The sequence below is a fragment of the Micromonospora sp. NPDC005220 genome (assembly GCF_040607895.1).
Lineage (GTDB): Bacteria > Actinomycetota > Actinomycetes > Mycobacteriales > Micromonosporaceae > Micromonospora.
On the sequence record NZ_JBEXHP010000102.1, the window covers coordinates 1 to 19,779 of the forward strand.

Annotated in this window: 24 protein-coding genes; 8 read left to right on the forward strand and 16 right to left on the reverse strand. The window is 72.4% G+C overall.

Annotated features, from left to right (window positions below):
- Nucleotides 1-623: 623 nt before the first annotated feature.
- From ABZU52_RS26315 to ABZU52_RS26325, 3 genes are all read right to left on the reverse strand, one after another.
- Nucleotides 624-1,268, reverse strand: a complete 645-nt coding sequence (locus tag ABZU52_RS26315; RefSeq protein WP_354973644.1) for a response regulator transcription factor — start codon at nt 1,266-1,268, stop codon at nt 624-626.
- A complete protein-coding gene (locus tag ABZU52_RS26320; protein WP_354973645.1) occupies nt 1,259-2,419 on the reverse strand; it encodes a histidine kinase in 1,161 nt (386 codons plus the stop codon). Before ABZU52_RS26320 ends, ABZU52_RS26315 begins: the two co-directional genes overlap by 10 nt.
- A 146-nt stretch (nt 2,420-2,565) precedes the next feature.
- Nucleotides 2,566-3,348, reverse strand: a complete 783-nt coding sequence (locus ABZU52_RS26325) for a DedA family protein (RefSeq protein ID WP_354973646.1) — start codon at nt 3,346-3,348, stop codon at nt 2,566-2,568.
- Nucleotides 3,349-3,448: 100 nt separating this feature from the next.
- Here ABZU52_RS26325 and ABZU52_RS26330 point away from each other — a divergent pair, with 100 nt between their 5' ends.
- The 3 genes from ABZU52_RS26330 to ABZU52_RS26340 all read left to right on the forward strand — a co-directional run bounded on the left by ABZU52_RS26330 (nt 3,449) and on the right by ABZU52_RS26340 (nt 5,225).
- Nucleotides 3,449-4,129: a carbon-nitrogen hydrolase family protein gene (locus tag ABZU52_RS26330; protein ID WP_354973665.1), complete on the forward strand. Its 681-nt coding sequence runs from the start codon at nt 3,449-3,451 to the stop codon at nt 4,127-4,129.
- A gap of 62 nt (nt 4,130-4,191) precedes the next feature.
- Nucleotides 4,192-4,629, forward strand: coding sequence for a hypothetical protein (locus ABZU52_RS26335; protein ID WP_354973647.1), 438 nt, complete (start codon nt 4,192-4,194; stop codon nt 4,627-4,629).
- A 95-nt stretch (nt 4,630-4,724) separates the two neighbouring features.
- Nucleotides 4,725-5,225: a DinB family protein gene (locus ABZU52_RS26340; RefSeq protein WP_354973648.1), complete on the forward strand. Its 501-nt coding sequence runs from the start codon at nt 4,725-4,727 to the stop codon at nt 5,223-5,225.
- 43 nt (nt 5,226-5,268) lie between these two features.
- Here ABZU52_RS26340 and ABZU52_RS26345 read toward each other — a convergent pair whose 3' ends face one another.
- The 6 genes from ABZU52_RS26345 to ABZU52_RS26370 form a co-directional block, all read right to left on the reverse strand.
- Nucleotides 5,269-5,910, reverse strand: a complete 642-nt coding sequence (locus ABZU52_RS26345; protein WP_354973649.1) for a histidine phosphatase family protein — start codon at nt 5,908-5,910, stop codon at nt 5,269-5,271.
- 33 nt (nt 5,911-5,943) lie between these two features.
- Nucleotides 5,944-6,501: a hypothetical protein gene (locus ABZU52_RS26350; protein ID WP_354973650.1), complete on the reverse strand. Its 558-nt coding sequence runs from the start codon at nt 6,499-6,501 to the stop codon at nt 5,944-5,946.
- Between the two features lie 138 nt (nt 6,502-6,639).
- On the reverse strand, nt 6,640-7,383 hold the full coding sequence (locus ABZU52_RS26355; protein ID WP_354973651.1) for a serine/threonine-protein kinase: 744 nt from the start codon (nt 7,381-7,383) through the stop codon (nt 6,640-6,642).
- Between the two features lie 110 nt (nt 7,384-7,493).
- The gene (locus ABZU52_RS26360; protein WP_354973652.1) at nt 7,494-7,697 is read right to left on the reverse strand and encodes a hypothetical protein; all 204 of its coding nucleotides are present in this window, start codon (nt 7,695-7,697) and stop codon (nt 7,494-7,496) included.
- 2 nt (nt 7,698-7,699) lie between these two features.
- Nucleotides 7,700-8,764, reverse strand: a complete 1,065-nt coding sequence (locus tag ABZU52_RS26365; protein ID WP_354973653.1) for a LacI family DNA-binding transcriptional regulator — start codon at nt 8,762-8,764, stop codon at nt 7,700-7,702.
- A gap of 82 nt (nt 8,765-8,846) precedes the next feature.
- Complete coding sequence (locus ABZU52_RS26370; protein ID WP_354973654.1) at nt 8,847-9,779, reverse strand: NADP-dependent oxidoreductase; 933 nt, start codon at nt 9,777-9,779, stop codon at nt 8,847-8,849.
- A 77-nt stretch (nt 9,780-9,856) separates the two neighbouring features.
- On the opposite strand from ABZU52_RS26370, the gene ABZU52_RS26375 reads away from it, so the two are divergent.
- Nucleotides 9,857-10,258, forward strand: coding sequence for a helix-turn-helix domain-containing protein (locus ABZU52_RS26375; RefSeq protein WP_354973655.1), 402 nt, complete (start codon nt 9,857-9,859; stop codon nt 10,256-10,258).
- 16 nt (nt 10,259-10,274) lie between these two features.
- Here ABZU52_RS26375 and ABZU52_RS26380 read toward each other — a convergent pair whose 3' ends face one another.
- From ABZU52_RS26380 to ABZU52_RS26390, 3 genes are all read right to left on the reverse strand, one after another.
- Nucleotides 10,275-11,129, reverse strand: coding sequence for an SAM-dependent methyltransferase (locus ABZU52_RS26380; RefSeq protein WP_354973656.1), 855 nt, complete (start codon nt 11,127-11,129; stop codon nt 10,275-10,277).
- Nucleotides 11,130-11,225: 96 nt separating this feature from the next.
- Nucleotides 11,226-12,113 carry a helix-turn-helix transcriptional regulator gene (locus ABZU52_RS26385; RefSeq protein ID WP_354973657.1) on the reverse strand — a complete coding sequence of 296 codons (888 nt, stop codon included), beginning with the start codon at nt 12,111-12,113 and terminating at the stop codon, nt 11,226-11,228.
- Nucleotides 12,114-12,255: 142 nt separating this feature from the next.
- A complete protein-coding gene (locus ABZU52_RS26390) occupies nt 12,256-12,492 on the reverse strand; it encodes a DUF397 domain-containing protein (RefSeq protein ID WP_354973666.1) in 237 nt (78 codons plus the stop codon).
- A 267-nt stretch (nt 12,493-12,759) separates the two neighbouring features.
- Here ABZU52_RS26390 and ABZU52_RS26395 point away from each other — a divergent pair, with 267 nt between their 5' ends.
- A complete protein-coding gene (locus tag ABZU52_RS26395) occupies nt 12,760-13,410 on the forward strand; it encodes a GGDEF domain-containing protein (RefSeq protein WP_354973658.1) in 651 nt (216 codons plus the stop codon).
- Nucleotides 13,411-13,414: 4 nt separating this feature from the next.
- Here ABZU52_RS26395 and rox read toward each other — a convergent pair whose 3' ends face one another.
- A complete protein-coding gene (gene rox / locus ABZU52_RS26400; RefSeq protein WP_354973659.1) occupies nt 13,415-14,842 on the reverse strand; it encodes a rifampin monooxygenase in 1,428 nt (475 codons plus the stop codon).
- A gap of 161 nt (nt 14,843-15,003) precedes the next feature.
- Nucleotides 15,004-16,020, reverse strand: a complete 1,017-nt coding sequence (locus ABZU52_RS26405; RefSeq protein WP_354973660.1) for a phosphotransferase — start codon at nt 16,018-16,020, stop codon at nt 15,004-15,006.
- A 139-nt stretch (nt 16,021-16,159) separates the two neighbouring features.
- On the opposite strand from ABZU52_RS26405, the gene ABZU52_RS26410 reads away from it, so the two are divergent.
- Entirely contained in the window at nt 16,160-16,810 is a 651-nt protein-coding gene (locus ABZU52_RS26410; protein WP_354973661.1) for an NAD(P)H-dependent oxidoreductase, read from the forward strand.
- A gap of 9 nt (nt 16,811-16,819) precedes the next feature.
- Here ABZU52_RS26410 and ABZU52_RS26415 read toward each other — a convergent pair whose 3' ends face one another.
- Nucleotides 16,820-17,311 (reverse strand): type II toxin-antitoxin system PemK/MazF family toxin, encoded by a 492-nt coding sequence (locus ABZU52_RS26415; protein WP_030336385.1) that lies wholly within the window; start codon nt 17,309-17,311, stop codon nt 16,820-16,822.
- Nucleotides 17,312-17,361: 50 nt separating this feature from the next.
- On the opposite strand from ABZU52_RS26415, the gene ABZU52_RS26420 reads away from it, so the two are divergent.
- Together ABZU52_RS26420 and ABZU52_RS26425 are read left to right on the forward strand one after the other, a co-directional pair.
- Nucleotides 17,362-17,877 carry an NUDIX domain-containing protein gene (locus ABZU52_RS26420; protein ID WP_354973662.1) on the forward strand — a complete coding sequence of 172 codons (516 nt, stop codon included), beginning with the start codon at nt 17,362-17,364 and terminating at the stop codon, nt 17,875-17,877.
- Between the two features lie 26 nt (nt 17,878-17,903).
- The gene (locus tag ABZU52_RS26425) at nt 17,904-19,154 is read left to right on the forward strand and encodes a hypothetical protein (protein ID WP_354973663.1); all 1,251 of its coding nucleotides are present in this window, start codon (nt 17,904-17,906) and stop codon (nt 19,152-19,154) included.
- Nucleotides 19,155-19,158: 4 nt separating this feature from the next.
- Here ABZU52_RS26425 and ABZU52_RS26430 read toward each other — a convergent pair whose 3' ends face one another.
- Nucleotides 19,159-19,644 (reverse strand): DUF2267 domain-containing protein, encoded by a 486-nt coding sequence (locus ABZU52_RS26430; protein WP_354973664.1) that lies wholly within the window; start codon nt 19,642-19,644, stop codon nt 19,159-19,161.
- Nucleotides 19,645-19,779 lie beyond the last annotated feature (135 nt).

Genomic DNA, 19,779 nt, shown 5'->3' on the forward strand with positions numbered 1-19,779 from the left:
CGTGTTCATGGGGGTAGCTCCTTCGGGGGTAGAACACCCACACCGCCAAAAGGGGGACGGCGGCAGGGTGTGAGCACCTCGTCCGGCGCTGCACACAACAAGGGGGAAAAGTCTTCGGGGGGTGACGCCCACCAGGGCGTCGGTCGGCGACTTCACGGGCGGAAGGCTCGTGGCGCCGGGTCCATGTGTAACGACCGGCGGGCCGGGGTCATTCCGGGGGCGGCCCATCCACCGGGCACCCTCATCAAGGCAGTGCCGAGGCGTTCGGTCGTGGGGACGGTAACGACCGGGCGGAGGCTGCCATTCCAACCTGCCTGCGCGAGCAGCCCGTGAGGGCCGGGCAGCGGGTCGGTGGTGCTGCGATCGTCAGGGTATGTAACGACCCCGGCCCGGCCATGATTCCGACCCACGAGTGCGGTCCGCCACACCCCACCGACACCCACAAACGAACAAATCACGCACACGCCCCGGACCGACGGCGCCAAAGCCGACCTCACTCGGATGATCCACTCGGGTTCACGGAAATCGGGGTATCCCGGACGCCCGGACACCCCGACTTCACCAAACCCGAGTCAATCATGGCGGCCCTGCCTCGCGCGGCCGGCCTTCTACCCTGGGCGGGTTCAGGTGTCCAGGTAGCGCAGGATGGCGAGGATTCTCCGGCTGTAGCCGGTCGTGTGAGCGAGGTCGAGTTTGTCGAAGATGGCGTTGACGTGCTTCTCGACCGCGCTCTGCGATACATGCAGCCGCTGGGCGATGGCGAGGTTCGTGTGCCCCTGGGCCATCTCGTGCAACACGTCGCGTTCGCGCGGCGTGAGCCGACCGAACGGGTCGGGCCGCTCTGAGCCGGCCACCACCTGACGGACCACCTCCGGGTCGAGGGCGGTGCCTCCGGCGGCGACCCGGTCGAGTGCGTCGAGGAAGTCGTCCACCTGGGCGACCCGGTCCTTGAGCAAATAGCCGACCCCCTCGGGACGGTCCGCGAGCAGCCGCCCGGCGTAGCGCCGCTCCACGTACTGGGAGAGTACGAGGACCCCGGTGTCGGGCCACCGACGACGGATCTCCAGGGCGGCCCGCAGCCCGTCATCGGTGTGAGTGGGTGGCATCCGGACGTCGGTGACGACCACGTCGGGACGGGACTGTTCGACCGCCTCGACAAGCTGGTGGGCGGTCCCGACCGCTGCGAGCACCTCGTGGTCCTCGTCGGCGAGCAGCCGAGTCAAGCCCTCCCGCAGCAGCGTCGAGTCTTCGGCGAGGACTAGTCGCACGGCAACTCCGCCAGCACGGTGGTCGGACCGCCGGCCGGGCTGGTCACCCGCAGCCGGCCGTCCAGCGCGGCGACCCGCCGCGCCAGCCCGGACAACCCACGCCCGGTCGGTTCCGCCCCGCCGACGCCGTCGTCGTGCACGCGCATCCGGATCCACCCGTCCCGTACCCCGATATCGACCGTGACCAGGGTAGCGGCGGCGTGTTTCGCGGCGTTGGTGAGCGCCTCGCAGGCCACGAAGTACAGCACCGTCTCGATTTGCCGCTGCGGGCGGACCGGTAGCTCGCAGCGGATCCGCACCGGCACCTCGGACCCGCGGGCGACGATGGTCAGGACCTCGCCCAGATCGCCGCCGTCCAGTGCCGACGGGTAGACCCGCCACGCCACCTGGCGCAACTCCTCGATGGCCCGCTGCACGTCTTCGTGCGCCTGGGCGAGCAGCGCGTGCGTACGGTCGGCGTCGCGGGCGCGCCGGGCCCGGCCGAGCAGCATGCCGAGGGCGACCAGGCGCTGTTGGAGGCCGTCGTGCAGGTCGCGTTCGATGCGCTGCCGTTCGGCGTCGACCGCGGCGATGACGCCCGCCCGGCTGGTAGTCAGCTCGTGGACCCGCCGGGTCAGCTCCGCTCGGCTTCCCGGGCCGAGCAGTCGTTGGGCCAGCCGGATGTCCAGTGCGGCGATGCTGGCGACGGCCTGAACGTTCAGCAGTAGCAGCACCGCCCCGACGGCGATCTGGGACAGGGCGTCGAGGAGGGTCAGCTCTCCGCGCACGGCCGCGCGCAGCACGATCCCGGCCAGCACCACACCGACGCCGAGCACGGCATACGCCAGCAGGCCGAGCGTGCCGGGGAGCAGCCGGGCGGCCAGGTAGCCGACCTGGCGTCGGGTCGCCACGGCGTTCGGCGCGGGCAGCTGGTCCGCGGCGAGCAGTCCGGCGAGGCGGCGATGTTCCATCCGCACCAGTTGCCTCCCGTACCTGCTGGTCAGGCCGGCAACCCGACGGCCGGCCGCAGGCGCGAACGCGCACACGGTGAACGCGACGGCCGCGACGGCGAGGAAGGCGAACTCGACGGCGGCCGTCGCGATTCCGACGGCGACGCCGACCGGCAGCCGAAGCCGAGGCCACCACCTGCTGGTTCGCGGTTCTGCCGCCACCTCGCCCGCCTTCCGCACCAAGCCTGTTCCCTCTGGCTCCGGGTCACGTGACACGCCCGCCGTCGACCCCGGGCGTCGCATGGAGGGCAGCAGAGCAAAGGAAAAACATGGGGTGCGGCAAGGCACAGGGAAACAGACCGGGCTGACTAGCGCTCGTCCGAGGCCCACGATCCGCTGCGGTAGAGGGTGCCGCGACCGCCCGGGTCGGGCACCGCGTTCAGTGCGCTCTGCTCGGGTTCGGTCGGCTCGGGGTTCCGGGCGGCGCGGCGGGCTTTCAGCACGCGGGACCCGACGAACCAGGCGGCCGCCGCCACGCAGACCACGATCACCACTTTCTGGAGCATGCCGGCGTAGCCCTCGACGAGGTGCCAGTTGTCGCCCAGCAGGTAGCCGGCGAGCACGAAGGTGGTGTTCCAGATCAGGCTGCCCAGCGTCGTGTAGATCAGGAACGTGGTCACCGGCATCCGCTCCACGCCGGCCGGAATGGAGATCAGGCTCCGGAAGATCGGGATCATCCGGCCGAAGAAGACGGCCTTCACACCGTGGCGCAGGAACCACGCCTCGGTCCGGTCCACGTCGCTGAGCTTGACCAGGGGGAGCCGGGCCACGATGGCGCGCATCCGGTCGCGCCCCAGGGCCGCGCCGATCAGGTAGAGCGCCAGCGCGCCCAGCACCGATCCCAGCGTGGTCCAGAAGATCGCGCCGACCAGGCTCATCCGTCCCTGCGCGGCGACGAACCCGGCCAGCGGCAGGATCACCTCGCTGGGGATCGGCGGGAAGAGGTTCTCCAACGCCACCGCCAGGCCGGCACCCGGCCCGCCGAGTCGTTCCACCAGGTCGGTGACGTAGCCGACCATCCCATCCTGCGGTGGTTCCGCTGCGGCGGCGGGGGTTCCGGTGGCGAACACGGCGTGGGACGTTCGAATCATGCGCCCACGTTACGAAGTCATCCTGAGAGTCGACCATGAGGCCGACCACCCGGCCGCGCGGGTCGACCACAATGGTGGGGGTGCGGAAAGCCGCACCCCGCTGCGGCTCGCGGTGGTGCAGCCGCCGTGCGTACCCCTGGATGTCGCGGCGAACGCGCGGGCGCACGCCGCCGCGGTCCGCGCGGCGCGCGCCCGGTTGGTGGTCTTTCCGGAGCTGTCGCTGACCGGGTACGAGTTGGACGCGCCGGTCGTGTCGGTCGACGACCCGCGGTTGGCGCCGCTGGTCGAGGCGTGCGCCGAGACGGGCACGCTGGCGCTGGCCGGCGCACCGGTCGCCGGTGACCACATCGCGACGCTGGCCGTGACCGCCGACGGAGTGGCGGTGGCGTACCGGAAGATGTGGCTGGGTGGCGAGGAGGCCCGCCGGTTCCGGCCGGGTGACACCCCGACCGTGTTTGCTGTGGACGGCTGGCGGGTGGGGTTGGCGATCTGCAAGGACACCGGCGTCGCCGCGCACGCGGCGCGCACCGCCGAGCTCGGGATCGACGTGTACGCGGCAGGGGTCACGGAGTCGGCGCACGACGCCGCCGTGACGGACGAGCGGGCACACCGGATCGCCACCACACACCGGATCTGGGTGGCGGTGGCCAGCTTCGCCGGATCGACCGGGGGTGGCTACACCGAGACGGCCGGCCAGTCGGCCATCTGGACCCCGGAGGGCGAGGTGTACGCCCGGGCCGGCACGGAGCCGGGGGTGTTGGTCAGCGCCGATATCGGCTGAGGCCGTCTAACGTGGGGCGAGCGCACATCGACGCGGGGAGAGACCATGGGCGAGGCGGCGACGTGGAGCCGCCGTTCGAGCAGAACGAGCAGTCGGCGGATGAGCCAGACCTGGCTGCGGAGATCACCGAGCTGGTGACCGCCGGCCGGCGGGGCGACGCGGTACTGCATCTACAGCAGAGCATCGGTGTGCCGGCGGAGCTCATCGACGCCATGCGCAACGGGCCCGGCTGGCCGGCTCTGGAAGCCTTGGCGCACACCCTGGTCTACGACCTCACCCTGCTCAAGGCGCTGCCGGTCGAGGCGCTGGCCACACTCGGCACCCCGACGCTGGTGCTCGACAGTGAGCAGAGCGACTCCCGGCTGCGCGGCTGGGCGCAGGGGGTGGCCGAGGCCCTGCCAGCCGGGCGTCACCGCACCCTGCCCGGCGAGTGGCACGGGATTTCCGACGAGGTGCTGGCACCGGTGCTCGCCGACCATTTCGCCGGCCGCCCCGACTGAACGGCACGGCCCGCTTCGACGAGCGCGCCGTTCTGGTGTCCTTCGGCTGAGTGATGGTGTTTGCGCGCCGACGATGACCTTGAAATGCTTCGGGCATGACCTCCTTTCCGGGGACCTTCGCCGATGATGTCGTCGGCCAGTCCGCCCAGACGCAGTTCGAGACGTTCATCGACGAGCACCGCAGAGCGCTCAACGGCTACCTGGACGGGCTGACCGAGGAGCAGGCGCGCCGGTCGTTGGTGCCGTCCCGGACGACGCTGCTGGGTCTGGTGAAGCACGCCACGTTCGTGGAGAAGGTCTGGTTCGACGAGGCCGTCACCTGTCGACCCCGCTCGGAGATCGGCATCCCTGCGACGCCGGACGACTCGTTCATCCTTGAGGACGGCGACACGATCGCCACCATCCAGCGGGCACACGCCGAGGCGTGCGAGGCGTCCCGCCGCGCCACGTCCAGCCTGGGCCTCGACGACCTGCTTCGCGGCAACCGGCGTGGCCCGCTGCCGCTGCGCTGGGTGTACCTGCATGTGCTGCGCGAGCTGGCGCAGCACTGCGGGCACGCGGAGATCCTGCGCGAGCAGATTTTGGCCGCCGAATAGCATCGCCGCATGCCCACGCTGGTCGCACGCGACGTGCCCCAGGTCATCCTCTGGCCCACCCCCCGGTGTCGGCGAAGCGACGCAGCGTCCAGCGGGCCGGCGGCCAGCCGCCGGGGTCGTGGTCGCTGGTCCATTCGGTGATCGAGGCCGGGGGCACGTCCAGGTCGAACGCCCGGAAGACCGGTTGCGCGCCGAGCGCGTGGAACGCGCCCTCGACGGTTTCGCTGTGGCCGACCAGGACCACAGTGGAGCCCCGGTGCCGATGGGCGATCTCCATGATCGCGCGGCTGACCCGGACCACCAGTTCGGCCCAGCTCTCGTTGCCCTCCTCGAACGGTCGGAACACACCGCCACCCGCCACCGCGTGTTCGGTGCGGAAACGGGCGGTCGGCAGGCCGTCGGCGTACGGGGGTGTGTGCCAGGTGCAGAGACCACAGTCGGCCACGGGCCGGACGCCGAACGCCGCGCCGATCGGCTGCGCGGTCTCGACCGCCCTGCGCAGCACGGACGAGTAGACCGCCACCGGCCCGTCGGCGGCGACCTCGCCGGTGAGCCGGTTGGCCAGATGGTGTGCCTGCTCGTGACCGAGGGCGGTGAGGCCCCGACAGCCACGTGGCCCACCGATGATCCCTTCCAGCTGGTGGACCGACTCGCCGTGTCGCACGAAGATCAGACGTGTCCGCATCGGGACATCATGCCAGCGGCATCGACGGAGGTATCAGTCGTCCGTACGGCTGGTGGAGAAGCTGCCGGCCTGGGCCAGCAGAGCGTCCAGTTTCGCGCCCGTCTGCGCTGGTAGGCGGTCCCGTCGCACCAGCTCGGCGATGTGGTCCCGTAGGTCGCCGACACGCTTGGCGCGGTCCCTGGTGCGGCGGTTGAGGTCGGCGAAGTCGTCGCGCAGATCTTCGGCGGTCTTCGGGTCGAGGTCGCCGCGGCCGACCGCGGTGGCGAGGACGGCGGCGAACTCGCTACTCATCTCTTGGAAGCTGACCGGTAGCTGCTGCCCGACGGTCGGGGGCTCGGTGCTGGCGGCGGGGGGTGGCGAGGACGGTGCGGCCGGCGTCGGCGAGTGTGTCGTGGGTGCCGGGGCGGAGGTCGAGGGCGCGGCGGCGATCTCGGTCGGGTCGGGTGTGCCCGGGTTGCCGAGCGGGTTCTGCACGACCAGGGCGCCGACGCCGATCAGCACGGCGAGCACGGCCGCGGCGAGCACGGCGAGGGGCCGACGCGATCGGCGTCGGGCCGGCACGGCGGTTGGCGGGGCGGGGCGGGCCACCACCGAGCGGTCGATCAGGGTGGGCGGGTGCGCGGCCGGCCGGATGGGCAGCAGCTCGGTGGGCGGCTCGACCGGCTGGCCGGCGCCGAAGCGGCGGGCCAGGTGCGCGGCGCTCGGCCGGTCGGCCGGGTTGGCGGCCAGTCAGGCGACGGTCAGCTCGGCGATGTCGGCGGGCAGGCCGGGCACCCGCAGCGGCGACACCGGGGTGCCCCGCCGGTGCACCTCCAGCGCGTCCTCCCAGCTCTGCACGGGCAGTGGCGCCCGACCGGTGAGGGTGCGATAGAGCAGTGCGCCGAGGGCGTACACGTCGCTCGCCGGGTCGGGCGGGCCGGCGGTCAGCCGTTCCGGGGCGAAGTAGGCGGGGGTGCCCATCAGCGGTTCGCCGGACTGGCTGTCCAGGCCGCCGAGCGCGGCGATGCCGAAGTCGAGCACCTTGGCGCCGGTGTCGGTGAGCATGACGTTGCCGGGCTTGACGTCGCGGTGCACGACGCCGATGCGGTGCGCGGCGGCCAGCGCGGCGGCGATGTGCCCGGCCACCCGGACCGCCTCCGGCCAGGGCAGCGGCCCGGTCCGCAGCCGGTCGGCCAGGTTGTGGCCGTCGACGAGCTCCATCACCAGGTACGGAACCACGACGCCGCCGTCCAGGGTCGCCTCGGCGTAGTCGTACACCTGGGTGACGTGCGGGTGGGTCAGCCGGGCGGCCGCGCGGGCCTCGCGTTGGATGGTGGCCCGCAGCTGCGGGTCGGTGGCGAACTGCCCGGCGAGCACCTTGATCGCGACCGGCCGCCCCAGCACCTCGTCGTCGCCTCGCCACACCTCGGACATGCCACCGAGACCGATCCGCTCGTGCAGTACGTAGCGGTCGTGGAGACGGAGAGTGGGCATCAGCGGCGACATGGCTTCACCAGTCTGCCTGGCAACGCCCCCTTCGACCACTCTGCGTGCCCGAACCCATACTGTTCGTCCCCTGCGTGCCGCAATGGGGTTGGGTTCGGTCAGGAGCAGCGGGGGGTGGTGGGCAGCGGTCGCGGTTGGATCCGGTCGGCGAGCCGGCGCAGGGCGAGAGCGGTGGCCCGCCGGGTCGGCGCGAGCAGGGCCTGGCGGGGGCTGTCGACCTGGACCGGAGCGTTCGGTCGGGCCGAGTTGACGTGCCGGTTCATGGCGTCGAGCGCGGTGATGTATCCAGTGGGAAGTTCCATGGTCAACTCCTCGGGACAGGTCCGGTGGATTCCCGGACGACGAGTGCGGTGGGCAGCAACACGTGACCGGCCGCGGCGTCCGCGGGTGGGTCGAGCAGCAGTTCGGCGGCGATCCGGCCCTTCTCTTCGGCCGGTTGCCGAACGGTGGTGAGGCCGGCCGCGGCGGCCTCGGGGACGTCGTCGAAGCCGGTCACCGAGACCGGCGGGTTGGTGCCACCCGGCCGCTGGGCGAGCGCGTCGAGCACGCCGAGGGCGAGGACGTCGGAGCCGGCCAGCACGGCGGTCGGCGGCGAGGGTCGGGCGAATAGCCCGGCCACGGCTTCGGCACCGGCCGCCCGACTGTTGCCCGCGGCGTTGACCAGGGTCAGGTCGGCCCAGTCGACGCCGACCTCGGCGAACGCGTCGGCGAAGCCGGTGAGACGCCCCCGGGTGGTCGGGTGCACCGCCTCGTGCACGCCGGACAGGGTGAGTGGGCCGGCCGGCGCGTCGGGAAGCACGGCGTCGGCGAGCAGGGCCACCCGGCGGTGACCGAGACCCGCCACGTGCGCGGCGACGCTGCGGGCCGCTGCCCGCTCGTCGATGCCGACGAACCGGTCGTCGGCTCCGGCGTCATCGCGCACGGCCGTGGTGACGAACGGCAGCCCGCGCTCCCGGATCACCTCCACCGCCCAGCTCTCATCCGCGGCGCAGTAGACGCAGAAGCCGTCCACGGCGGCGTTCTCCACCGCCCGGCGGGCCTCGGTCTGTGCCGGCGGCAGCGGCACCAGCAGCATGCTGGTGCCGTGCCGCTCGGCGGCGCCGCCCACCCCGGCGAGGAAGCGGACCGCGAAGGGGTCGGTGAAGGCGTACGACAGGTGCGAGGTGAACAGCACCCCGATCGAGCCGACGAAACCACGTCGCAGCGAGCGGGCGGTGGGGTTGGGCCCCGGGTAGCCGAGCTGGCGGGCGGCGTCGAGGATCCGCCCGCGCAGCGCGGCGGAGAGCTGGTCGGGGCGGCTGTAGGCGTTGGACACGGTGCTGCGGGAGACGCCGACGGCGTCCGCCACGGCCTGCAGTGTTGGCTTCACCCGACACCTCTCTGGATCGATTCAGTCTGTATCGATTCAGAGATTAGCCGACGCCTCGGCGTCGGTCAATACGCGCTCCCGGTCAGGGCACCAGCACCAGGCGACCCCGCAGCCCCCCGGCGGCCAGCCGCTCGTGCGCCGCCGCCACCTCGGTCAGCGGCAACCGCTCGGCCAACCGCAGGCTGAGCCGTCCGGCGTCGACGAGCGCGGACAACTCGGTCAGGTGGGCGCCGTCGGCACGGACCTCCTGTACGACGACCCGGGTGGCCCGCAACGGCGGCGGGGCGAATGGCGCCACCAGCGCGACGAAGGTCCCACCGCCCCGCAGCGCCTCGTGCGCCGCGACGCCGACCACCGCCGCGTCGACCACCGCGTCCACCCCGCCCGGAACCACCGCGCGCACCGCCGCGCCGAGCCGGTCGGTACGCGCCACGAACCAGTCCGCCCCCAACCCCCGCACCAGTTCCTCGTCCCGTGGGTCGGCCACCGCGACGGTCTGGATGCCGCGCAGCGCGGCCAGTTCGAGCAGGAGGCCGCCGACCCCGCCGGCCGCGCCGGTGACCAGCAACGTCCGTCCGCCGCCCAGACCGGTGAGGGCGAGCGACCGGGTCGCGGTGAGACCGATCAGCGGCAACGTCGCCGCCAACTCCGGGGCGACGGTACGCGGCGCCGGCGCGACCGCGTCCTCGTCCAGCACCACCCAGTCGGCCTGGGCGCCCGGCGCGGAGAGCAGGTCCCGCAGCCCAATCACCTTCTCGCCCATCGCAAACCGCCGTACGCCCGGCCCGACCGCGTCCACCTCCCCCGCGACGTCCCAGCCCAGCGCGACGACGGGCAGCGGTGGCAGCAGACCGGCGGTGCTCAGCGCGCCGCTGCGGGTGGACAGGTCGATACGGTTGACGGCGGCGGCGGAGACGCGTACCCGCAGTTGCCCCGCTCCCGGCTCCGGCCGGGGCAGGTCGGCGATCTCCAGGACCTCGGGGCCGCCGAACCGGCGGACGATCACAGCTCTCATACCGGCGACGCTAGGAGCGCTAGTCTGCGGCGGGAAGGAGGCACCTTCGGGTGCCCTGGGCACCCGGGAGGTTCACGATGGCCACCATGACCGCAGACGAACGCCGCGAGCTGGAACGCCGCCGGTACAACGCCTTCCTTGCCGGCTGCCCGGGCCACGAGCTGTTGGCGGCGCTCAGCGACAAGTGGCTGACGCTCGTGGTGAGCGCGCTGGCCGACGGGCCGCTGCGGCACAGCGAGCTGGCCCGTACCGTCGCCGGGGCCAGTCAGAAGATGCTCACCCAGACGCTGCGCAAGCTGGAGCGCGACGGCCTGGTCAGCCGGTCGGTGACCGCGAGCGTGCCGGCCCGCGTCGACTACCGGCTGACGCCGCTGGGCGAGAGCCTGCTGCCGGTGCAGCGGGCCATCAAGGCGTGGGCCGAGACGCACATCGGCGAGGTGCACTCCGCCCGCGAACGGTACGACGCCTCGGGCGCCTGACCCAGCCTCGGGTGCCTCAGGGCAGGCGGGCCACCGCGCCGTACATGCTGACCTCGACGACCGACGGGCGGGGCTGCGGCTCGGCCTCGGCCCGCCACTCCGCGACCGAGGTGATGCCCGGCTCGACCACGTCCAGCCCCGTGAAGAAGCCGGTGAACTCGGCCCGCGTGCGCAGGTTGATCAGCCCGTGCGGGCCGCCACCCTTGGCCGCGGCCTTGGCCTCCTCGGCGATCGCCGGCGGGAGGTATTCGTGGGTGGCGTGCGAGGCGGCCAGGTAGCTGCCGGCCGGCAGCGCATCGAGCAACCGTCGCACCAGCGCGTACGGGTCGTCGCTGTCGGGGACGAAGTGCAGGACCGCCACCAGCATGAGCCCGACCGGCTGCGACAGGTCGATGGTCCGTTGCAGCTCCGGGTGGGCGAGGATCTTCTCCGGGTCGCGCAGGTCGGCGTCGATGTAGGCAGTGGCGCCCTCCGGCGAGCTGGTCAACAGCGCGCGGGCGTGGGCGAGCACGATCGGGTCGTTGTCCACGTAGACCACACGAGACTCTGGCGCGACGGCCTGGGCGACCTCGTGGGTGTTGTTGGCGGTCGGAATGCCGGTGCCGATGTCGAGGAACTGCCGGATGCCGGCCTCGCGGGCCAGGTAACCCGCCGCGCGTTGCAGGAAGCGGCGATTTTCCAGGGCCGAGATGCGGATGGTCGGGAACGCCGCCGCCATCGCGTCGCCGGACTCGCGGTCGGCCTGGAAGTTGTCCTTGCCGCCGAGCCAGTAGTTGTAGCGGCGGGCGGGGTGCGGCACCGTCGTGTCGATCCGGTCGCTCGGTGAGCCGCCCGTCGTGCCGTGCGTGTCGGTGGTCAAGGCTGCCTCCATGACTCGGTGCACCCCACCTGCGGCGTCCGTCCACTTTGATCGGTCGCTGGCCATGCTAACGCCAGTCCGGCGGGGTGTGGCGCCACGGCCGAGGGGTCAGGCCGGGTAGAGATCGTCCAACAGGCCGCGGAGGATCTCCGCCGTACGCTCCGGCGGCTCGGCCTCGACGCAGAGCCGCTCCATGGCCACCGCGTAGTAATCCAGATCGTCGCGCTTGTCGAGGTAGATGGCGCTGGTGAGCTGTTCGATGTAGACGATGTCCGGTAGCTCCTGGTCGCCGAAGCGCAGGATGGTGAACGCGCCTCCGGCGGCGGCGTGGCCACCGGCGGCGAACGGGATGACCTGGAGCCGGATGTGCGGCGACTTGGTCGCCTCGATGAGCGCGGTGAGCTGGCCGCGCATGACTTCGGCACCACCGATGGGCCGGCGCAGCGCCGCCTCGTCCACCACGGCCCAGAGCTGCGGGGGGTTCTCCCGCTGGAGCAACTGCTGACGCTGCATCCGCAGTGCGACGCGCCTGTCGATCTCGCCCGGACCGGCCGCGCCGTGCCCCAGCAGGACGACCGCACGGGCGTACTCCCGGGTCTGCAGGAGGCCGGGCACGAACTGCACCTCGTAGCTGCGGATCAGCGCGGCGGCGGCCTCCAGGCCCAGGTACGACTGGAACCAGGACGGCAACACGTCGCCGTAGCGGTGCCACCAGCCCGGGCTGTTCGCGTCCCGCGCGAGCTTGAGCAGCGCGTCGCGCTCGTGCTCCTCGGTGACGCCGTAGAGGGTCAACAGGTCGGCGACGTCGCGCTCCTTGAAGCCGACCCGGCCCAGCTCCATCCGGCTGATCTTGGATTCGGAGGAGCGGATCTCCCAGCCGGCGCCCTCCCGGGTCACCCCGCTGGATTCCCGCAGGCGGCGCAGTTGGGCGCCGAGCAGCATGCGCAGCACGGTCGGCCCGGTTGTCGGGCCACCCTCGGCGGGAACCATCGTCACGTGCGGACCTCCGGACACCGATCCACGGCGACCGGGCGCCCCGGCCCGGCCGACGTGTAAGCATGCCATGGACCGACAGTGAGGTGAACTCCTCCGCGCCGGTGAATAAGTCCCGTCACCGGGACGACCCACCCTGGGACAGTCAGTTGATCAGATGGTCGAAATCGCCGTCCCGCGCACCGAGAACGAAGGCGGCGATCTCATCCACTGTGTAGATCAGCGCCGGCCCCTCCGGGTGTCGTGAGTTGCGGACCGCGATGCCCGCTCCCCCGGGCAGTTCGGCGAGTTCGACGCAGTTGCCGCTGGGGTTGCTGCGGCGGCTCTTCTGCCAGCTCAGCGGAGGCAACTGGTGGATCGGTACGCCATTGGGTGGCTGCAGCATGGGAGCGTCTTTCTGTTACGAGCCCGCCGGTGGCCGTGGGAGGAGCGGTGACGGCGAGGGGGTGCGGTATCGACATTGGACGGTTCTGCACGTGCATCTGCTATTGCATCTGCACCCGACGGCGAGCATGATAACGCAGATGATCGGTGCCCATCCGTTCACTTTGAGTTACCCCCGCACGGGCAGCGATCAGGCAAAACTGGGCCCGACGCGGCGCGCCGCGTCCACCGAAGGCTGGAGGCGGTCGCGGCGATGGGAGGGTTCGTGCCGGATCCGATGAGTGTCGCCTCCGGCGTCTGCGCGGCCGGCGCGCTGCTCTCCTCCTGGCAACTGCGCCGACGGGCGGTGCGCGCCGAGGCCGAGATCGGCCACCTCCAGGCCGAGCTGGCCGCCGAACGGCACGCCGCGAGTCACGACCCGCTCACCGGGTTGCCCAACCGACGCGCCTTCTACCGCCTGGCCGCCGCCCTGCTCACCGACGCCGCCGGCCAGCCGCTGGTCGCCGTGGTGCTCGACCTGGACGACTTCAAGCAGATCAACGACCGGTACGGGCACGCCGCCGGCGACCAGGTGCTGATCAGTGTGGCCGAACGGCTCGCCGGCTTCGCCGGGGACAATCTCGTGGCCCGACTCGGCGGCGACGAGTTCGCCGGCCTGCTCTCCAGCCCCACCGTCGACCGCCGCTGGATCGAGCACTCCACCCGCCGGCTCGCCGAGACCGTCGCCGCGCCGATCCGGCTGAGCGGGTGCAGCGTCCGGGTCACCGCCTCCGTCGGGATCGCCCCGGTGACCGGGCCGGCCCAGCTCACCGACGCGCTCAGCCGCGCCGACGCGGCGATGTACCAGGCGAAGAGCCTCGGCGGCGCCCGATCGCCCCGCCAACTGGTCGACAGCGCGTACCTCGCGGAACGCTGACCGTTCAGGCGACGGGCGCGCCGAACCACCGGGGCAGTTGGCCGAGCAGGTCGGTCTGATCGTCGCCGACCCACGCCACGTGGCCGTCCGGCCGGAGCAGCACGGCGGGCACGTCCAACTCCTCGCTGACATCGACCACGTGGTCGACCCGCTCCGCCCAGCCGGCGACCGAGAGCTGACCGGTCTGGTCAAGCAGCAGCCCCCGGCCGCCGCGCATCAGCTCGTAGAGGCGCCCCCGCTTCAGCCGTACGTCACGCAGGTGGCGCCCGAGCAGGGGATGGCCCGCGCCGAAGTCGTAGCGGACCCCGATCGCGGTGATCTTCTCGATCAGGTACCGGTTGACGTCCTCGAAGTCCAACAGCTCCGACAACAGCTGCCGCACCGATCGGGGGCCCGGCTCGGGTGAGAGCAGCAGCATCTGCGCCCGGGTGTTGTTCAGCACGTCCGCGGCCACCGGATGCCGTTCGCTGTGGTAGCTGTCCAGCAGCCCCTGCGGCGCCCAGCCGTTGAGGTCGGCGGCCAGCTTCCAGCCGAGGTTGAACGCGTCCTGGATGCCGAGGTTGAGCCCCTGCCCGCCGGTCGGCGGGTGGATGTGCGCCGCGTCGCCGGCCAGCAGCACCCGGCCGACCCGGTACCGCTCGGCCAGCCGGGTGGCGTCACCGAAGCGGGAGAGCCAGCGCGGTGAGTGGACGCCGAAGTCGGTGCCCGCGTACGCCCGCAGTTGGTGTTTGAAGTCGTCGATGGTCGGTGCGATCGTGCGGTCCTCGACCACCCCCTCGGCGGGGACGAGGACGCGGTACACCCCGTCGCCGAGGGGCCCGAGACCGAACCGGAGATGGGTCTTGCGAACCTCGGCCACCACCTCGGCCACCGTCTCCGGCGGCACGCCCACCTCCATCTCGCCGAGCAGGGTCTCGACGCTGCTGGGTTCGCCGGGAAAGCCGACACCGAGCAGCCCGCGTACGGTGCTGCGACCACCGTCGCAGCCGACGAGGTAGCGGGCGCGCAACTCGGTGCCGTCGGCCAACCGCACGGTCACCCCGTCGTCGTCCTGGCTCAGCCCGACCAGTTCGCTGCCCCGCCGGATCTCGACGCCGACCTCGCTGGCGTGCTCGCTCAGCAGACGGTCGGTGACGGTCTGCGGAATGCCGAGGACGTACGCGTGCGCGGTATCCAGTCCACCCGGCGACGGCTTGGGGATCGCGGCAAAGAAGCCCCCGACCGGGTACTGCTGCCCGAGCGCGAGGAACCGCTCCAGCAGACCCCGCTGGTCCATCACCTCGATGCTGCGCGCGTGCAGGCCGAGCGCGCGAACGTAACTGGTCGGCTCGGTCTCCTTCTCCAGCACCACCGCGTGCAACCCGTGCAGCCGCAACTCGCTGCCCAGCATCAGGCCGGTCGGTCCACCGCCGGCAATGATCACGTCGATCATGGAATCCCCCGATTTTCCCAGTTTTGGGCGTCGGGTGGAGATTCTGCTGCACACCCCGGGTCTTGCCGCAAGCCCCCGGGTGCGATATAAGTTGGAGGTGGCAGGGAGCGTTTTCGTTCTCTGCCTTACTTTTTGCCCGTCGTCGTCGGCGTGGTCGCCGCTCAGCGCCGCCGGTCACTGTCGCGCAACGCCGCCTCGGCAAGGGTGACCAGACCCAGCGGTGACACCAGCCCCCGGACGATCCGCGCCGCCTGACCCCGGTCGGCCGCCCCGGCGTCGACGTCCAACGCCTGGCGGGTCCAGTCGCTGAGGTCGTCGAGCGCGCGGACCGCGAGGAACCAGGCCAGGCGCACCAGGTCGACGTCGGCCGCGCCGTAGCCGGCGAGCACGGCCCGCTGCTGGTCGGGAGTGATCGGCGCGAAGGCGAGCACCCCGCCGAGGACGAACATGAGGTCGCACTCGGGCGGGGCGAGCACCGCGTCGTCCCAGTCGATCAACCAGACCTGGCCGTCCGCACCGAGCAGCAGGTTGCCCAGGTGCGGGTCACCGTGGCAGACGACGCCCGAGCCGGGTCGGTCGCGCTGGTCGACGGCGCGGCGCTCGACTTCCCCGATCAGGACCCCCACCTGGTCGGCCACCGCGGACCACACCCCGGCCAGCTCCGCCACCAGCGGATCCGCGCGGTCGGCCGGGTCGCGCAGCCGCGCGGCCATCGCGCGGGTCGCGGTCACGATCGAGGGGTACGCGGCACCGCCCGCCGGCAGCAGCCGGCTCAGCTCGTCGGTCACCGGCACCGCGTGCACGGCGGCCAGCACCTCGCCGTACGCGCGCCAGTGCGCGACGGTCATCGGGCCGTCGAGCGCCCGCTGGTCGGAGACCCACGGCACCACCGAGAGGCGGCAGCCGTCGTGGTCGATGGACAGCCGTCCGTCGACGGACCGCAGCGGCGCGGGGATGCCCGGCACCCCCTGCTCGGCCAGGTACGCCGTCACGACCAGACCGGCCGGGGTGCCGCCACCGCTGAGCTTGACCGCGTACCGACCGCCGTCGGCGGCCTGGGCCAGCCACAGCCGGGCGTGCTGGTCCGCGCCGTGGGTGATTCGCTCCATCATGGACAGCCGCAGCCCGAAGCTTGTCCGCACCTGCTCGGCCACCTGCCGCGCGACGTCCCGCATCATCCGGACACCATGCCAGCGCCCCCGGCCACCGGCCCAGCGATTTTGCGGTCTGCCCAGCAAACCCGGCTGGGGCGTTCTGACACGTCATATCCGGGTATGGGAGTACAGGACCCAGCTACGACCGCTGAGAGGAACCGACGTGGCGACCATCCGCGCCCTCGTACTCAACTGCACCCTCAAGCCGTCGCCGGCCCCGTCGAGTACGGATCAACTCGGTCGGGAAGTGCTCGCCGAGTTGGCCGCGCAGGGCGTGGAGGGGGAAATGATCCGGGTCGTCGATCACGACGTGCGGTTCGGGGTGTCCACCGACGAGGGCGACGGCGACGGCTGGCCGGAGATCCGCGCCAAGCTGATGGCGGCCCAGGTGCTGATCATCGCCACGCCGATCTGGCTCGGTCAGCCCGCCAGCGTCTGCAAGATGGTCCTCGAACGCCTCGATGCCGAACTCTCCGAAACCGACGACGAGGGTCGGCTCCGCACCTACGGCAAGGTGGCCGGCGTCGCCGTGGTCGGCAACGAGGATGGCGCCCACCACACCATCGGTCAGGTGCAGCAGGCACTCAACGAGGTTGGCTTCACCATCGCCGCCGCCGCCGCGACCTACTGGGTCGGCGAGGCGCTGCACAAGGTGGACTACCGCGACGCCGGCCCCAAGCCCGACACCACCGGCCGCACCACGAAGGCTCTGGCGCTCAACAGCGCACACCTGGCCCGGCTCCTCGCCGACCAGCCGTACCCGCCGCCGGGCGCGAAGGGCGCCGCGGTCGGCCCGAGCCGCGAGTCGGCCTGACCGCCAGGATCAGCGCCAGCCGTAGCCGGCGCGCAACGCCTGCCCGACCCGGTCGAACCGGGGCCGATCCAACACGGCACCCTCGCGGCGGATGCTGTCCTCGCGCATGGTGAGCACCCGATCCAGCCGGACCCAGCTCGGCCGGTTGTCGCGGTCCCACTCCCCCGGCCCGAGCGCGAACCAGTGCCGCTGCCCGTCCCGCTCGCTCTGACTGGACAGCATCAGCCCGAACAGGGTCCGGCTGTGCCGGCCGACGACCAGCACCGGCCGGTCCTTGCCCTGCCGGGGGTCGTCCTCGTACGGCACCCACGTCCAGACGATCTCGCCCGGGTCGGCCTGACCGTCGCGCTCCGGAGCGTAGGTCAGCTCCCGGCGCTGCAACGCGCTCACCTGACGGCGGCGGGCCACCTGTGCGGGCGCCGGCCCGGTACGCCGGGGCGACGGGATGACCGCGCCGACCCGGGAGATACGAGCCGCGACATTCCTCAACAGACCAGCCACGGCGGGCAGCCTACCCGCCGTCGAAGCGGGCGGTGCGGCAGACTGGCCCGATGAACGAGCTGCCCCGCGACCTGCCGATCCTGGAGCGACGCGCGGTGCGGGTGGTGGTCACCGACGGCACCGACCGGGTGTTGCTGTTCCACACCCAGGACCCGGACCACCCCCGGCTGGGCACCTGGTGGGAGCTGCCGGGCGGCGGCATGGATCCCGGTGAGACCTACCGCGAGACCGCGGTGCGGGAGCTGCGCGAGGAGACCGGCATCGTGACTACCGCCGACCAGGTGGGCGCGCCGGTGTGGCGGCGGCGGGCGAGCTTCCTGCACCGCCAGGTACGGCACCTCCAGGACGAGGTGGTCGTCGCGGTACGGCTGGCCGGTCCCGGCCCGGACGTGGACGAGGCGCACCGGCTCGACTACGAGCGGGAGGACTACTTCGGCTTCCGCTGGTGGCCGCTGCCCGAGGTGGTGGTCAGTCGGGAACGGTTCTATCCCGGGCAGCTCCCCCGGCTGATCACCCCCTTTCTCGCCGGCACCGAGATCGACGAGCCGTTCGAGCTGTGGTCGTGAGCCGCGTCGGCGGGCAGAGTGGGGGCATGACGACCGATCTGCACGGGCCGCTCTCCGCGTACGCCGCGCGACTGCACGTCACGGCCGGCGACCGGCACCACGTCGCCTCCCCGCTCGGTGCCTGGCTGCTGCTCGCGGTCGGCGCCTCCGTGGTGGCCGGGTCGAACGCCGCGGTGGAAGCCGCCACGGAGGAAGCTGCCACGGAGCTGGCGCGTGCCCTGAGCACCGACCTGCCGAGCGCGGCCGAGGTCGCCCGAACGCTGTTGGACGCGCCGCACCCGCTGGTCGGGGCCGCCACCGCGCTCTGGCACCGGTCGGGGCTCGGCGACGGTGGGTCGGCGGCGTGGCGGGCCACGCTGCCCCGCACGACCGAGGTCGGCGTACTGCCCGATCAGGCCGGGTTGGACGCCTGGGCGCGCGAGCACACCCTCGGCCTGATCGACACGTTCCCCATGCAGGTCAGTCCGAAAGTGGTGCTGGCGCTGGCCAGCGCGTTGGCCACCCGGGTGTCCTGGGCGACCCCGTTCGAGGTCGCCGGCGCCTCCGCGTTCGGCGCCGGCAGCCCGTGGGCGCAGCAGCTGCGGCGGGCGCTGCGCAGCCCGAGCCAGGGCCACCGGTGCGCCATCGTGTCCACCGCCCAGGCCGGTGACGTGATCGTGCACGCCGCACCGGCCCAGACGACCGACGGCGCGGGGCTGGTGGTCCTCTCGGTGGCCGCCGGACCGCAGGTGCCACCGGCCGAGGTGTTGGCCGTCGCGTACGACCTCAGCGCCGGCGCGGCCGACGGCGCGCAACCGGCGGGCAGCCGCTCCCTGTTCGACCTGCCGCTCGGTGAGACTCCGCTGTGGACGCTGGCTGAAGAGCGGGTACGCACCCGGGCCCGCGACGGCCGCGAAGAGCGGCACCACGCCGTCCTCCCCTGCTGGTCGGCCCGGAGCGAACACGACCTGACCACCCCGGCGCTGGGCTTCGATGCTGCGGCCACCACGCTGGCGACGGCGATGGGGCTGTCGGTGGACGACTTCGACGCGCGGCAGACGGCGGTGGCCCGGTTCGACAGGTACGGCTTCGAGGCGGCCGCGGTGACCGCCATGTTCGAGCTGACCAGCCTGCCGCCGGAGGGCGTGGCCCGCACCGCCGAGCTGCGCTTCGGCCACCCGTACGCCGTGGTGGCGGTCGCCACCGACACCCGGGCCGACGGCGTCACCGGCCCGTGGCACGGGTTGCCGGTCTTCTCCGCCTGGGTCGCCGAGCCCGAGGATGTGCCGGAGCCGTGAGGGGTCAGAACGCGCCGTCGCGCGGTAGTCGCGCCACCATCTCCCGGAACTCCCGCACCGTCATCGCCGTCCGCAGGGTGGCGAAGACGGCGCCGGTTCCGGCGCGGGCGGTGGCCGGGTCCACCCCGGCACGCTGTTCCACCCGGCGAAGGAACTCCGTCGGACCGGCGTCCATCGGGGTCGCGGCGCCGCCGCCGACCTCCAGGCCCACACCGGTGGTGAACCCCTCGGCGTCGGCACCCAGGCTGGAGGCCCCGGCCGGATCCGGAGCCAGACCGGGGCCCCCGACCGCATCCGGGGCCGGGCCGGTCAGGTAGCCGTCGACCTCGTTCGGGAGGTGCCCGACGAGGTCGCCGGGCGGACCGGCGGCCACCCGCTCGGCCAACGTCTGGAGCACGGCGCGGGCCAGCACAGCGGCCTCCTCGGCCGGCAGGCCGGACCGTTGGGACACCGCGTCGATGAAGTACGGGAAACCGTCGCCGTCGGTCACGCTCGGGCGGTTACCCCTGGCCGGCTGCGACAAACTGCCCCTAGATGATTGAGTCCTAAATTCTGGCTGCTCAATGGTCGTAGGCGATCAGTGATCGTGGGTTCGGTGCCCCGATGGTGGTGTTGTGCCAGATCA